Raw genomic sequence first — 14,046 nt, 5'->3', positions numbered from 1 at the left:
TCAGCCGTTCCGTGTGGGGATGACCTGCACGCCGCCCCCGGTTGCGGAACCGACGACGAGGGTTCCGGTGCTCGAATCGACCGCGAGGGAGTTGGGCTGACGAACGGTGTTGAATCGGTTCGTTTCTACGGGGATTCCTGAGGAGAGGTCGAGTCCGACAACTTCGTTGGTCCCGGTCAAACTCACCCATACACGGTCGGCGGTCTCGTCGTATGCCACTGCGTACGGCGAATCGCCGACCGGGAATCGCTGGCGCAGGATAAGCGAATCGGCGGTGAAGACCAACAGTTCGTCGCCGGTGGTGTCGGTGACGAGAATGCGACCGAAATGGTCGGTCACGAGGTGCGTCGCACCTTCTCCGGCGCGCAGCGCTGATCCGAGTCGGTCTTCGTCGAGGTTGATGTCCGTCAGTGAGGTCTGACGATGATCGAGGGCGCTCAGGTTGTCGCCGGTGACGGCAAGTTCGTCGACCGATGCAAGGCCCGAAATTGTTTGTGACGTATCAGAACCCGGATCGACAACGTGAACTGTGCCTCGCTCGGTTCCGATCGCGATGCGGCCGTCGGGCAGTTCGACGGCGGAGTTGGCCGGATCAGGGGAGGGGAAGGACGTCTGTTCGCCGGAGGTCAGATTCAGCTTCACAACCTGGTTGTCCATGGACAGCAATGCGTTTCCGTCGGACGCGATCGACACGTCCCGGATGTTGCCGTCGATGCTGATGTCGCGGCCGGCCGCAGCCGCGCCCACCGACTCGACGTCGTCGGCCGCGACGATCCGAACGGCGGACGGATCCTGCGATACGAGAACTACGTTGCGCGTAACCGGATCAAATGTGATGGAATCGATTCGACCCGAATACGGATGAACGACGCCGTCCAGCGAATCTGTCGTGGCAGGCGACACTACGGCGGTTGCCGGATCAATTGTCTGGAGCTTGGTGCCGTCACTTTCGGAAGAACATCCTGTCACCAGCATCAACGCCGCCCCCATCGCTGCTGTGGTGGTGCGGAGCCCAATGCGAGTCATGGTGTTGAATCCTCGTTTTCTACTCGAGACGGTGTTTCAGCGGAACGCGCCTGCACTCGATCATCCCTGATTGCTGCGAATCGGTTTTCATTGCATCGGAGTGCAACGGTCATTCCGTCTGCTGTTCGCACGCGATACCGTACAAATACGGATTTCCGCCCACGCGGTAATCCTCGAGGAGATCACTGTGATTCCTGTCGAACCCACCGAATCCGCTGCGGAACGACCAAGCGGATCTTTCGGCGATTTCGAGATCGAAGATATCTCGGTAGGCCCCTATGCCCACGGTTTTGGCAGGTCGGAGGGGCGAACTTTCGCGTTTCGGGTCCGCAAGAGTGTGCTGTATGTCGAGGTGTATCGCGATTATTGCGAGCGCACCGTGCCGAGTTCTGACGACGTGATCGCCACGGCCAATCGTTCGGTGACCGATATCGACCTGACCGATGAACGCAGCATTTCTGCTGTGGTGCGAGACGCAGTACATTCCGCCGAGTCGGATTCATCACATTCTCCGGCTCGTGGTTCCGGTGTGACCACGTTGCGCGGAGTGCTCGATCGGCTCGGTTCGATCATTGATTCCGTTCGTTGAGATTCCGTTCGTTGACGCCGGCTTGCTGATCCTGCGTGCTGCGGGAATCGCGCCGCGGTATCACCAGCGTCGCGCCGCTCCGGGGGTGGGCGAACACCTCCACGGGATAGCCGTAGACGCGGGTGAGCAGATCCTCACGTAGAACCGACGCAGGTGGACCGTCGGCGGCGATGCGGCCGTTCTCGAGGACGACTATTCGGTCCGCGTAGGCGGCGGCCAACGCCAGATCGTGGAGAACGACAACGACGGCGTTACCGTCGGCGGCGCGGCTGCGCGCAACGGACATGACGGCTTCCTGATGCCCGAGATCAAGTGCGGCCGTGGGCTCGTCGAGCAGAACCGTGGACGTTTCCTGCGCCAGAACGCGGGCGAGAGCTACCCGGGCCTGTTCGCCGCCGGACAGCGCGGCAAACGGGCGATGGGCAAAAGCTTCGACGTCACAGGTTTTCATTGCCGCAGCGATAGCGTCGCCGTCGCGATCCTCGCGGGCGGTGCCGGCCCACGGCGCTCGGCCCATTGTGACGACCTGCGTCGCGGTGAACGAGAAGCCGATGGTGTGTTTCTGGGGGAGTACGGCGCGTCGCCTGGCCATGTCCAACGGTGTCCAGTGATTCAAGTCGGTTCCGTCGACGTCGACGCGGCCGGCGACGACGGGCTGATCGCCCGACAGCGCCGCGAGGAGCGTCGACTTTCCTGCGCCGTTCGGCCCGACGAGAACAACTACTTCGCCGGCGCGAACCTCGACGCTGACGTCTTCGAGGATGTTCCTGCCACCTCGTTCGACGGTGATGCTCCGCGCTTGCAGCGTGATGTCACCGCTCTGCGGAATCGACGGTTCGGGCGGCGTTCGTCCGAACAGTTCGCGCCAGTTCCGGGCGATGCTGCTCATGCCCACCCACCTTGCTGTGAACGGGTGCGTCGGAGGAGCCAGAAGAAGAAGGGTCCGCCGACCAGTGCCGTGAGCATGCCGAGTGGAAGGTCGGCGTTGTCGATCAGGGACCGGGATCCGAGGTCGGCAAGCAGGAGAACCAACGCGCCGGTGAGTGCGCTTGCCGGGATGAGCGCGCGATGGCCCGGACCGACGACGATGCGCATGAGGTGGGGGACAACCAGTCCGACAAACAAGATGATGCCGGTGAAGGCAACGCTCGCCGACACCAACAGCGCAACGATCAGGACCGCCAGCTGCCGCAGCCGCTCGACGTTGACACCCAAGTGCCTGGCGGCATGTTCGCCGAGAGCAAGGAGATCGAGGCGTGATGCGATGGCCATGGTCGCTGCGATACCGGCGACGGCCATCGGGGCAACGACCATTACCGAATTCCACGTCGCGCCGTTGAGGCTGCCGAGTTGCCAGAACACGATCTGATCACGTGCCGACGGGCTGGCGATGAAGGTGAAGAATGCGATGAGACCGCCGGCAAACGCATTCACTGCCACACCGGTCAGGACCAAGGTGACTACCTCGGTGCGGCCTTCGTGTCGCGCGAACAGGTACACGATTGCCGTGGTCAGGAGTCCGCAGACAAACGCGGCTGCGGCAATGGCCCAGCCTGCGACGAAATTGCCGCCGACCACGATGACCGCGCTGGCGCCTACCGCTGCGCCCGAGGACACGCCGATCACACCGGGTTCGGCCAGCGGATTGGCAAAGACGCCTTGAAGCAGGGCGCCGGAACACCCGAGAGCTGCACCGACGCAGATGGCCAGAACGACGCGGGGGAACCGTACTTCCCAGAGCGTCACTTCACCGCTGGGGTGGGCGGGCATCGGGCCGATGTCCAGGCCGATGCGATGCATGATGCTGCCGAGGACCTCGAACGGCGAGGTCGGCACCTGACCGATACACGCGGAGAGCACGGCGACGATCACCAATGCGGCGCTGAGTCCGATCAACACCCCGCTCACCCGTGAGCGCGATGTCGGTCGAGGTGCCGATTTCTCGACTGCTTTATCTGTTTCTGTACTCACGAATCAGCGGGTCCGTAGATTGCTTCGGCGAGCGATTGCATCACTCGCCCAGTGTTGGGGCCGAAGCTGAGCAGCACGCCGTCTTCCATGTCGACGACTCGCTGGTTCTTTCCGGCCGGGGTCTGCGCGATGCCCGGGATCTTCTCGAGACCGTCGATCCCGCCGATGGACGCGAGACCGTCGGTCATCATCAACAACGCGTCGGGCGCTGCCGCAATGAGTGCTTCGCTGGTGATGGGAGCAAATTTCTGAGTGATGCCCGATGCTGTCCCGGCGTCGACGGCGCCGAGTGCCTCGATGAGCGAATCGGCTCCGGATCCGTCACCGCCGATCATGGTGATCGCCGACCCTCGGAGGTAGAGGAACGCGATCTTCAGGGGATCTCTGTCATCGGGGACCAGGTCCCGCGCAGCGGCGATTTCACCTTCGGTCCGGTTGACCAAGGCCTTGCCCTGGTCGGCTACACCGAGGGCGTCGGCGACTGCCTGGATTTGTGCCGGGACACCTTCGAGAGTGCGGGTGGGATCGAAGAAGACAACCGGAATCCCGGCCGCCCGCAGTTGTTCCTGCACACTCTGTGGGCCGATGCTGGTATCGGTGAGAACGACAGTCGGGTTGAGATCGAGGATCGCTTCGGCGCTGAGCGACGAACCGCCCACCGTCACAACCGGTACGTCTTCGACAGCCGGGAATTTGGCGGACGTGTCACGCCCGACCAGGTTGTCCCCGAGTCCGAGTGCGACGGTGGTTGCGGCAAAGGTTCCGTACCTGTCGGCAGCGATGATTCGACTGTTGTCGGTGATCGTGACGGGGACGCCGTCGAAGCCGGTGACAGTGGTGGGCAACGCGGCAACGGGATTTTCACTTACCGGCGTGGGGCTGGAATCCTCGAGTACCGCAGTGCGGGCCTGCGTTGAGCCGCCCCCGTCGTCGGCCGCCGACCCACATGCGACCAATCCGAAACCGGCAACCGCAACCAGTGCTGCAGCGGCCCACCGCTTGCTCATTTGACGAGGTAGCTCTCGATGTTGCCCTCGAGGTCGGCAAACAGGTCACCGTTGAGGCGGTAGGCCAGGTTGACCTCGTCGATGAACTTCTGCTGGTCTTCGGGAGAAATCGAGAGTGCGTCGAGATTTGCGCGGTACGCGTCCTTGAACGGCTTGGGCTTGGGGATGCCGTCGAAGATGTAGAAACGTAGGCCGTCGGTCTCGAAACCGTACGCACGCTCGAGCATGCGGCGGATGATCTGGCCGCCGGACAGATCGCCCATGTACCGGAGGTAGTGGTGCGCGACGAAGTCGGCCGGCGAGTCGAAGGCAACTTCCTGCAAACGCGCTACGTAACGCTGCGTTGCGGGCAGGGCCTCGAGGCTCTCACGCCAGTTCGGTCCGCTGAGGAACTCGAGATCGGCTTCGAGCGCTGCGACACGGAGGAGATCGTCGGAGAGGAACGGGTTGACCAGAGCGTTGTCCGCATGTGCACGGCCGGCTTCTTCGAGGCTTGTGTAGACCAGGTACGTCTGTCCCAGTAGTGCCGCGTATCCGGCGGTGGTCAGTTCGCCGCCGAGCAGAGCGCCGACAAACCGTGACTGCTCGGTTTCGCGGTGCGCTGCATCGGTCTCCGCCTTGATGCGCTCGGAGAACGCCGACGCGTCGGCGGGACTGTGGTCTACGTCAAGCGTGGTCATAGGTTCTCCTCTAGCTAAGGAACGTGTTATCTACTAGGTTAGCCTGCCCTCGCTAAATGGGTAATTCGGGTATTTCGTCAAGTGAGACCGCAAGTTACGCGCTCACGTCGTCGAGTGCCGCAGCGATCGCCGCAGGCAACTCCAACTCCTCGGCTACCAGCACACCAGTCAGCTGCGCGAGATCCCGAGTGCCGACGACGGCGCTGGCAACTCCCGGGCGATCGCGAGCCCAGGCGAGAGCAACAGCCAACGGTGAGGTACCCAGACCGTCTGCAGCTGTAACGACTGCGTCGACAACCCGCACCGACGAATCCGTGAGGTAGCTCTGCACGTGGTGGGAATGAGCATCGTCGGCGCCGCGGGAATCGACGGGAATCCCGCCCCGGTATTTACCGGTGAGGACGCCGCCGGCGAGGGGGACAGCAGCAAAGACTCCGACGCCGTGGTGTGATGCGGCCGCAAACAATTCCTCTTCGACGCCTCGCGCCAAGAGCGAGTATTCCGCCTGAGTGGCGGTGAGAGATGTTGTGCCACAAGCGCCGACGGCGGTAGCCAACTGCCACCCGAGGTAGCCGCGCACGCCGACGTAGCGCACTTTGCCGCTCGAGACCGCGTAGTCGAGAGTTGCAGCGACCTCGTCGACCGGGGTCAGCGGATCCCAGGTCGCGACTTGCCACATGTCGAGGTAGTCGGTGCCGAGTTCGCGCAGCGTTGCGTCCAATTGGCGGAGCAGGCCTCGCCGCGAGCAGTCGACGCGATCCGTACCGATCGGGTTGGGATTGATCCCGGCGCTCGAGCTGACGATCAGTTCGTCGCGGGGGACGACGTCGTCGAGAAGTTCGGAGAGGAGTCGTTGCGCCGCGCCGTCACCGTACGCGGGGGAGCTGTCCACCAGGGTTCCGCCGGCTTCCGCAAAAGCCAGAAGTTGTGCGGCGGCCTCGTCCCCGTCGGTGTCGCGTCCCCAGGTGAGCGTGCCGAGTCCAAGTCGCGACACCCGAAGTCCGCTCGTTCCGACTGATCTGTGTTTCATCAATGCCGTCCATCTCACGCCCGACCCGAGAGCGTGCGTCGCACCCGGGAGTTCTCACCACGTGCAGACTAGTGGTCACCCGACCGAACTCGGGGGATTCGGGCATCAGCGTGCCGGACTCGGCAGGTCTGGAGGCGCACCGGTAGCGTGACGCCAGTGAAAAGTGAACTCGCCCCACGAAACTGTTGTGTAGTAATCCCATTCGAATCAGTGCAGTTCCAGACAGTCGGGGCGGTTCTCTGATGGGTGAGGCGATGACATGGCTACAGGCCATGGTCCTGGGACTCGTGCAGGGATTGACCGAATTTCTTCCCGTCTCGTCGTCGGGGCATCTGCGGATCGTCTCCGAGATCTTCTTCGGAAGTGACGCCGGTGCGTCATTCACCGCGGTCACTCAGCTCGGCACCGAACTTGCGGTTCTGATCTATTTTGCGCGCGACATCGTGAGGATCGTCACCGCGTGGTTCCGAGGGTTGTTCCACGCCGAGCATCGCGGCGACCTCGACTACCGGATGGGCTGGTACGTCATCATCGGCACCATCCCCGTCGGTATTCTCGGGTTCCTGTTCAAGGACCAAATCCGTACCGGCGCACGAAATTTGTGGTTGATCGCCACGATGCTGATCGTGTTTGCGCTCGTGATCGCAGCCGCCGAGTACTACGGACGTAAGTCCCGACCCATCGAATCCCTCACAGCGCGTGACGGCATCATCATGGGTTCGGCGCAGGCGCTTGCCCTCATCCCCGGTGTGTCGCGTTCGGGTGGAACCATCAGTGCCGGTCTGTTTCTCGGACTGACGCGTGAGGCCGCCGCACGGTATTCGTTCCTGCTGGCAATCCCGGCAGTGCTCGCGTCGGGACTTTTCAGCCTTCCCGATGCCTTCGAACCTGCGGGTGAGGGATTGAACGCCAGTGGCCCACAGTTGCTCGTCGCGACGGTGATCGCGTTTGCGGTCGGCTATGCGGCCATCGCGTGGTTGCTCAAGTTTGTGGTCAATCATTCGATGTACTGGTTTGTCGGCTACAGAATCGCTCTCGGCGTAGTCGTCCTTGCGTTGCTGGCCACAGGGGTTGTATCCGCGACATAACGCCGGTTTCGACGTCGACCGCCCGCCGCGCTCTGCCCCGCCCCATTAGGGTTATGGCATGACAGTTGTCCTTCTGCGGCACGGGCGGTCGACGTCCAACACGGCCCACACACTTGCCGGTCGCACGCCGGGCATCGAACTCGACGATCACGGCCGGAAACAGGCTGCGGCCGTCGTCGACAGGTTGGTGGGTCTCGACATCGCCGAGATCGTGCGGTCCCCGCTGCTGCGATGTGAACAGACCGTGGGTCCCATCGCCGAGGACCGTGGATTGACTCCCGTCGTCGAGGAACGCCTCGTCGAGGTGGACTACGGCCAATGGACAGGTCGGCCCCTCAAGGACTTGCTCGAGGAACCGTTGTGGAAGGTAGTGCAGCGCCACGCTTCAGGAGCAGTCTTCCCCGATGGTGAAGGTCTGGCTCAAGTGCAGGCGCGGGCGGTTGCCGCGATTCGTGAACACGACAGAAGGCTCGCCGAGGAGCACGGAAAGGACGTCGTCTGGATTGCCTGCACACACGGCGACGTCATCAAGTCCGTACTGGCAGACGCGTACGCGATGCATCTCGACTCGTTCCAGCGCATCGTTGCCGAACCGGCGTCGATGAGTGTGATCCGATACTCCACCACCTCGCCCTTCGTGCTGCGAGTCAACGACACCGGAGACGCGCTGGCAGCGATCGGTCAGGCCAAGGCGTCAACCAACGGCTCCGCTCCCGAACAGGAATCCGTGCCTGGCGGCGAGGTCGGAGTGTGATCGTGACGGATAATGGGTACCCAGGGAAGTTCCGCTCGAATTCGAGGAGGTGCAATGTCGCGCGCGATTCACGTATTTCGCACCCCTGACCGATTTGTCGCAGGGACCGTGGGAGAACCCGGTGACAGGTCTTTTTATCTCCAAGCCGTGCACGAGGCCCGAGTCGTGAGCGTGCTGCTCGAAAAGCAGCAGGTTCAGGTACTTGCCGATCGGATGGGTCTACTTCTCGAAGAGGTGCACCGCCGTTTTGGCACCGACGTTCCGCCCGAGGCCGGTGACATAACCGATCTGAGTCCGCTGGTTACTCCGCTCGACGCCGAATTCCGGGTCGGGACGATGGGTTTGGGCTGGGACGCAGATGCCGGCGCCGTTGTGGTGGAACTTCTCGCAGTCAGCGAGACCGAGTTCGACGAGTCGGTAGTGCTCGACGATTCGGACGACGGACCCGACGCGGTCCGCGTGTTCTTGACGCCGGAGCAGGCGCGCGAATTTTCATTGCGATCCGAGCGAGTGATTGCCGCCGGCCGTGCGCCATGTCCGCTGTGCGGCGAACCTCTCGCTCCGGACGGACATATCTGCGTCCGGACCAACGGATATCGCCGCGGTGATTCCTTCGGATTCGCGATCGACGACGCCGATACCGACGAGGACTGAGCGGTGTCGAGGTCGCCCGGTACTGACGTCCAGCTCGAAGGCGAGCTGACGGTGATCGGTCAGATCACCACTGCCAGCAACGCAACTTTGGTGTGCGACGCCGTTCTCGGCGACGAGTCGATGCGGGTCGTCTACAAGCCAGTGCGTGGCGAGCGTCCGTTGTGGGACTTCCCGGACGGCACCCTGGCGGGGCGCGAAGTGGCGTCGTATCGGGTGTCGGAGGCGCTGGGGTGGGGTGTCATCCCACGAACCGTGTTGCGCGACGGACCTTTTGGTCCAGGAATGGTGCAGAAGTGGATCGACACTGTCGACCGCCACGCTGACATGCTCGGTATGCCGGACATTGTCGATCTCTGCAGCCCGGACAATGTCCCGTCAGGATGGTTCGAGGTTCTTCAGGCGTTCGATTCTGCGGGGGAACCGGTTGCGCTCATTCACGCCGATGATCCGCGGCTTCAGCGAATGGCAGTGCTCGATGTCCTCATCAACAACGCGGATCGCAAAGGTGGTCATGCACTCGAAGGGATCGACGGCTCCGTGTACGGCGTCGATCACGGCATCTGCATGCACACGGACAACAAACTACGCACTGTCCTGTGGGGATGGGCCGGCCGACAAGTTCCCGGGCCGTTGATCGCGGATGTCGCGGAATTCGCGGCAACTGTCGACGGCAGTTTCGGTGACGAGCTGTCGGAACTGGTTACGGACGAGGAAATTGCGGCGCTAGCTCAGCGGGCGCGCGAGTTGACGTTGTCGGCAGTGATGCCTGTGCCGAACGGGCATCGAACGATCCCGTGGCCGGCGTTCTAGTTTTCGTTGTGCTTGGGATTGAGTTCCGGGGATCGAACCAGCCGAAGTAGCTGTTCGCGCAATTCCGACACATCTCCGCCGCCGAAGGCCAGGGCGGCTTCGTCCTTTTCGAGTTCGAGTAGGCGTTCGTAGGTCGACTGGCCGGACGCTGTGATGGCTATGACGCGTCGTCGTTCGTCGCGTGGATCGGTGTCTCGGGTGACGTATCCCGCACGCTCGAGGCGATCAACGGTCCGACTCATCGTCTGATCGGTCACCCGAGCCGTTTTGGCGATGTCTCGCTGAGACGCGGGGGATGTGGCGATGGAGTGCAGGACGATCAGCCCGGCGTGCGTCATGTCCTGGCTGCGCAGAACCTGCTCCCACGAGTGTTCGACGAGGCGCGCCGCAGTGGACAACAAGCGGCCTGTCGGCCAGTTTTCGAGCCCGTCCTCGGCCACTCTCCTGCCTTCCATTTGCAATTGTTCAGCTTACTGAACAAAATAGGGGACCACTACGCACCAGCCAAGCCGAACTCTGGAGAAACCGTGAGCACACCACCCACGAGTACGCGTCGTCGCCTCAGATGGATTGTGCCAGCTCTGCTGGTAATCGGCTGGTTGGCGATCGGCGGTTTCGGTGGGCCGTTTGCCGGAAAACTGAGCACAGTGCAGCAGAACGACAATACGTCGTTCCTGCCCGCATCGGCGGAAGCGACCGAGGTCGGCAAGCTCCAGGAAGGTTTCACCGACACTCGATTTGTTCCGGCGATTGTCGTCGCAGAACGATCGGGTGGGTTGCAGGGTGGCGACAGTGCCTTCCTGACGGACACGGTCGCAGAGTTTGTCGGAACCGAAGGATTCGGTGACGCGAGCTCGCCCGCGATTCCGTCGGCAGACGGTCAGGCGTTGCAGCTGTTCCTCCCGATCGACAGCACAGTCGAGGTCAAGACTTCGGTGAAGGAACTGCGTGCCGCGCTCGAATCCGCTCCTGAGGGACTGACCGTACTCGTGACCGGTCCGGCCGGTCAGGTCGCCGATTTGTCCGCAGCTTTTGCCGGCATCGACGGTCTCTTGTTGCTGGTCGCCGGATCAGTGGTGATTCTGATCTTGATCGTGGTGTATCGCAGTCCGATCCTGCCGTTCGTCGTCATTTTCTCGGCGGTCTTTGCGCTCGGCTTGTCGAGTCTGTTGGTGTACGCGCTGGCCGACGCCGACATCATCGCGTTGAACGGTCAGAGCCAGGGCATTTTGTTCATCCTGGTGTTCGGCGCCGCGACAGACTATGCGCTGCTTCTGGTCTCACGCTACCGGGAGGAACTGCGCATCGAGCAGGACAAATACGCGGCGATGCGGGTGGCGTGGCGTGCCACGCTGGAACCCGTCGCGGCGTCCGCGGGCACCGTGATCGCGGGCGTTCTGTGCCTGCTGCTGTCGGATCTGAACTCGAACCGCGGACTGGGACCGGTCGCTGCCATCGGCATCGCCGCGTCGTTCCTCGCATCGATGACTTTCCTGCCGGCCATTCTCGTTTTGTTCGGCCGTCGCGCGTACTGGCCGACCACCCCGAAGTTCGACGCCGACGTCGCCCACCACGACGAGGCGAACGACCACCGTTTCTGGGCCGGACTTGCCGCTCGCATCGGCCGGCATCCGCGCCGCTTCTGGGTGGCGTCGACGCTGGTTCTGGTGATCTTCGCGCTGATGATGCCGCAGTTCAAGGCCAGCGGAGTGGCGTCGTCTGACGTCTTTCTGCTCGAGGTGGACTCGGTTGCGGGCCAGGAGATTCTCGGTGACCACTTCGACGCCGGATCGGGTTCCCCGGCAATTGTGATCGCTGATGCGGACCAGATGGATGCTGTTGTCGCGGCAAGTCGAGTCGAGGGTGTCAGCGACGTCACTGTTGTTCAGAACGGGGGAGCGCCGCTCGTCGTCGACGGCCGGGTCTCGCTCGAGGCGACGCTGACCGATGCCGCTGATTCGATCGAGGCCGAAAACACGATTGTGCGACTACGTGATTCAGTGCACTCCGTCGAGGGGGCCAACGCCTTGGTCGGTGGTGTGACCGCAACGGATCTCGACACCAAGACCACGTCGACACGCGACCGCACGCTGATCATCCCGGTGGTAGTGCTCGTGGTCTTCGCGATCCTCGCGCTGTTGCTGAGATCACTTCTTGCGCCGCTGCTGCTGATGGGTACTGTCGTGCTCTCTTTTGCTGCGACACTGGGTATTTCGTCGCTCGTATTCGAGCATGTCTTCGGGTTCCCCGGTGCAGATCCGGTGGTGCCGTTGTTCGCGTTCGTGTTCCTCGTCGCACTCGGGATCGACTACAACATCTTCCTGATGACCAGGGTTCGGGAAGAGGCGCAGAAGATCGGCACGCGGGCAGGCGCGCTTCGGGGACTGACCGTCACCGGCGGCGTCATCACGTCGGCCGGAGTTGTTCTGGCAGCAACCTTCTCGGCGTTGGCTGTGATTCCGCTGTTGTTCCTCGCGCAGATCGCCTTCATCGTTGCGTTCGGTGTACTGCTCGACGCGTTGATTGTCCGATCACTGCTGGTCCCGGCGTTGACGTACGACATCGGCCAGAAGATTTGGTGGCCGAGCAAGCTGGCGTCGACCCCGGAACCGACACCAGATCAGCCAGCACCTTCCGAGCCCTCGACCAGTCTCCACTAGGCTCGCCGGTATGCAGTCTTGGTCCGATACCGCACTCCCGTCCGTACCCGGTCAGGGGCCGCCGTTGCGGCTGTACGACACAGCCGACCGTCAGGTTCGTCCAGTCACCCCCGGGAAGACCGCCACGATGTACGTCTGTGGCATCACACCGTACGACGCCACCCACCTCGGGCACGCCGCGACGTACCTCACCTTCGACCTCGTGAACCGCATCTGGCGCGACGCCGGACACGACGTTCACTACGTCCAAAACGTGACCGACGTGGACGACCCGCTCTTCGAACGCGCCAACCGCGACGGTGAAGACTGGGTTGTTCTCGGAATGCGCGAGACAGCGCTCTTCCGCGAAGACATGGAAGCACTGCGCGTGATTCCTCCCAAGGACTACATCGGTGCCGTCGAATCGATCAACGAAGTTGTCGAACTTGTCGAGAAGTTCGTCGCATCCGGCGCGGCATACATCGTCGACGACGCCGAGTTCCCCGACGTCTACTTCCGGGCCGACGCCACCGAGCAGTTCGGGTACGAGTCCGGTTACGACCGCGAGACCATGGAGAAGTTCTTCGCCGAGCGCGGCGGCGATCCGGATCGCGCCGGCAAGCGCAATCCGCTCGACGCACTGGTGTGGCGGGCCGTGCGGCCGGGTGAGCCGTCCTGGCCGTCACCGTTCGGTCCGGGGCGTCCCGGCTGGCACATCGAGTGCGCGGCCATCGCACTCAACCGCATCGGATCCGGCTTCGACGTCCAGGGCGGCGGCAGCGACCTCATCTTCCCGCACCACGAGTTCTCGGCAGCGCACGCCGAATGTGCCACGGGTGACCGTCGTTTCGCACGTCACTACGTTCACACCGGCATGATCGGTCTGGACGGCGAGAAAATGTCGAAGAGTCGCGGCAACCTTGTGTTCGTCTCGAAGCTTCGTGGCGAAGGCGTTGACCCGGCAGCGATCCGTCTCGGACTGCTCTCCGGTCATTACCGCCAGGACCGGGCCTGGACCGAACAGGTCCTCGAAGATGCCCAGGCTCGGCTGAAGGTCTGGCGCGAGGCAGCGGCCCTGAGTTCGGCTGCGTCCGTAACCGACACGGTCGCACGGTTGCGTCAGCATCTCGCCGACGACCTCGACACCCCGAAGGCTTTGGACGCTCTCGACGGTTGGGCGCGTCGCGCACTCGAAGGTGGCGGATCCGACGCACAGGCACCGGGCGAGTTCGCCGATGCCGTAGACGCTCTGTTGGGGATTTCGCTGCGCTGAAGTATGTGCTGTGCGCCTTTGCCAACCGCGGGCGGTTAACCAAAGGCGCACAGCAAACTCTCACGGGCAGGCCGGCGTGACCATGTCGTAGATCTCGTCTACTTGGGCTTGGGTTGGGACAACGCCGTTGTGTTCGGCCTGATCGCGGATTTCGTCGCTGACCTGTTGCTCCGAGGCGCCCTCGGCGATGTCGTCGCACGTGTCGAGGACGATCTCTTTGATGTCCGCATCGTCTCGATCCTGTGAAAGATCCGGGTAGCGGGTGCGAAATGCAACAACAAATGCAGTCAGTTTTCCCTGATCAACAGTGCTCATATCGCCCGTAGCGGTACCGGCGGGCATTCGCATGGTTTCTTGACTGGTGGCGTGACCGTTGCCCTGGTTCTGTTCACCGTCGTCGTTTCCGCAGGCGCACATCATCGAGACTGCGCCCGCGATCATGATTGTTGCGGTGGTTTTCTTCATATCGTCTCCGCTCGCAAGGTTCGGCCCATGGATGAAATTCGCGGGTTGTGCGGTGGTACC

Annotated in this window: 15 protein-coding genes; 7 read left to right on the top strand and 8 right to left on the bottom strand. The window is 62.8% G+C overall.

Going from position 1 to position 14,046, the window contains the following annotated elements; all coding sequences use genetic code 11:
* Complete coding sequence (locus V2B23_RS03850; protein WP_430949095.1) at positions 1-1,026, bottom strand: hypothetical protein; 1,026 nt, start codon at positions 1,024-1,026, stop codon at positions 1-3.
* A 187-nt stretch (positions 1,027-1,213) separates the two neighbouring features.
* Between V2B23_RS03850 and V2B23_RS03845 the strand changes: the two genes are divergently transcribed.
* Positions 1,214-1,615 (top strand): hypothetical protein, encoded by a 402-nt coding sequence (locus tag V2B23_RS03845; RefSeq protein WP_430949094.1) that lies wholly within the window; start codon positions 1,214-1,216, stop codon positions 1,613-1,615.
* Here V2B23_RS03845 and V2B23_RS03840 read toward each other — a convergent pair.
* The 5 genes from V2B23_RS03840 to V2B23_RS03820 all read right to left on the bottom strand — a co-directional run bounded on the left by V2B23_RS03840 (position 1,596) and on the right by V2B23_RS03820 (position 6,303).
* Positions 1,596-2,504, bottom strand: coding sequence for a heme ABC transporter ATP-binding protein (locus V2B23_RS03840; protein WP_430949093.1), 909 nt, complete (start codon positions 2,502-2,504; stop codon positions 1,596-1,598). The genes V2B23_RS03845 and V2B23_RS03840 overlap by 20 nt on opposite strands.
* On the bottom strand, positions 2,501-3,586 hold the full coding sequence (locus tag V2B23_RS03835; RefSeq protein ID WP_430949092.1) for a FecCD family ABC transporter permease: 1,086 nt from the start codon (positions 3,584-3,586) through the stop codon (positions 2,501-2,503). Before V2B23_RS03835 ends, V2B23_RS03840 begins: the two co-directional genes overlap by 4 nt.
* Positions 3,583-4,593, bottom strand: a complete 1,011-nt coding sequence (locus V2B23_RS03830; RefSeq protein WP_430949091.1) for a heme/hemin ABC transporter substrate-binding protein — start codon at positions 4,591-4,593, stop codon at positions 3,583-3,585. Before V2B23_RS03830 ends, V2B23_RS03835 begins: the two co-directional genes overlap by 4 nt.
* Positions 4,590-5,273 carry a heme oxygenase (biliverdin-producing) gene (locus V2B23_RS03825; RefSeq protein ID WP_045067844.1) on the bottom strand — a complete coding sequence of 228 codons (684 nt, stop codon included), beginning with the start codon at positions 5,271-5,273 and terminating at the stop codon, positions 4,590-4,592. The genes V2B23_RS03830 and V2B23_RS03825 overlap by 4 nt, the downstream gene beginning before the upstream one ends.
* A gap of 94 nt (positions 5,274-5,367) precedes the next feature.
* Positions 5,368-6,303 (bottom strand): aldo/keto reductase, encoded by a 936-nt coding sequence (locus tag V2B23_RS03820; protein ID WP_430949090.1) that lies wholly within the window; start codon positions 6,301-6,303, stop codon positions 5,368-5,370.
* Between the two features lie 242 nt (positions 6,304-6,545).
* Here V2B23_RS03820 and V2B23_RS03815 point away from each other — a divergent pair, with 242 nt between their 5' ends.
* Genes V2B23_RS03815 through V2B23_RS03800 form a run of 4 tightly spaced genes read left to right on the top strand, consistent with a single transcriptional unit; the run spans position 6,546 to position 9,609 of the window.
* Entirely contained in the window at positions 6,546-7,391 is an 846-nt protein-coding gene (locus V2B23_RS03815) for an undecaprenyl-diphosphate phosphatase (RefSeq protein ID WP_430949089.1), read from the top strand.
* 58 nt (positions 7,392-7,449) lie between these two features.
* On the top strand, positions 7,450-8,145 hold the full coding sequence (locus V2B23_RS03810) for a histidine phosphatase family protein (protein WP_430949088.1): 696 nt from the start codon (positions 7,450-7,452) through the stop codon (positions 8,143-8,145).
* A 54-nt stretch (positions 8,146-8,199) separates the two neighbouring features.
* Complete coding sequence (locus V2B23_RS03805; protein WP_430949087.1) at positions 8,200-8,799, top strand: DUF3090 domain-containing protein; 600 nt, start codon at positions 8,200-8,202, stop codon at positions 8,797-8,799.
* 3 nt (positions 8,800-8,802) lie between these two features.
* Positions 8,803-9,609, top strand: coding sequence for an SCO1664 family protein (locus V2B23_RS03800; protein WP_430949086.1), 807 nt, complete (start codon positions 8,803-8,805; stop codon positions 9,607-9,609).
* On the opposite strand, the gene V2B23_RS03795 is transcribed toward V2B23_RS03800, so the two are convergent.
* Positions 9,606-10,064: a MarR family winged helix-turn-helix transcriptional regulator gene (locus V2B23_RS03795; protein ID WP_430949085.1), complete on the bottom strand. Its 459-nt coding sequence runs from the start codon at positions 10,062-10,064 to the stop codon at positions 9,606-9,608. The genes V2B23_RS03800 and V2B23_RS03795 overlap by 4 nt on opposite strands.
* 72 nt (positions 10,065-10,136) lie before the next feature.
* On the opposite strand from V2B23_RS03795, the gene V2B23_RS03790 reads away from it, so the two are divergent.
* Together V2B23_RS03790 and mshC are read left to right on the top strand one after the other, a co-directional pair.
* Positions 10,137-12,269: an MMPL family transporter gene (locus V2B23_RS03790; protein ID WP_430949084.1), complete on the top strand. Its 2,133-nt coding sequence runs from the start codon at positions 10,137-10,139 to the stop codon at positions 12,267-12,269.
* A gap of 10 nt (positions 12,270-12,279) precedes the next feature.
* A complete protein-coding gene (gene mshC / locus V2B23_RS03785) occupies positions 12,280-13,521 on the top strand; it encodes a cysteine--1-D-myo-inosityl 2-amino-2-deoxy-alpha-D-glucopyranoside ligase (RefSeq protein WP_430949083.1) in 1,242 nt (413 codons plus the stop codon).
* A 60-nt stretch (positions 13,522-13,581) separates the two neighbouring features.
* On the opposite strand, the gene V2B23_RS03780 is transcribed toward mshC, so the two are convergent.
* On the bottom strand, positions 13,582-13,986 hold the full coding sequence (locus V2B23_RS03780) for a hypothetical protein (RefSeq protein WP_430949082.1): 405 nt from the start codon (positions 13,984-13,986) through the stop codon (positions 13,582-13,584).
* Between the last annotated feature and the right edge of the window lie 60 nt (positions 13,987-14,046).

It is taken from the genome of Rhodococcus sp. 24CO, assembly GCF_050586165.1.
GTDB lineage: Bacteria > Actinomycetota > Actinomycetes > Mycobacteriales > Mycobacteriaceae > Rhodococcus_F.
The sequence above is the reverse complement of the archived record's forward strand: the minus strand, read 5'-3'. Positions and strand labels throughout refer to the sequence as shown.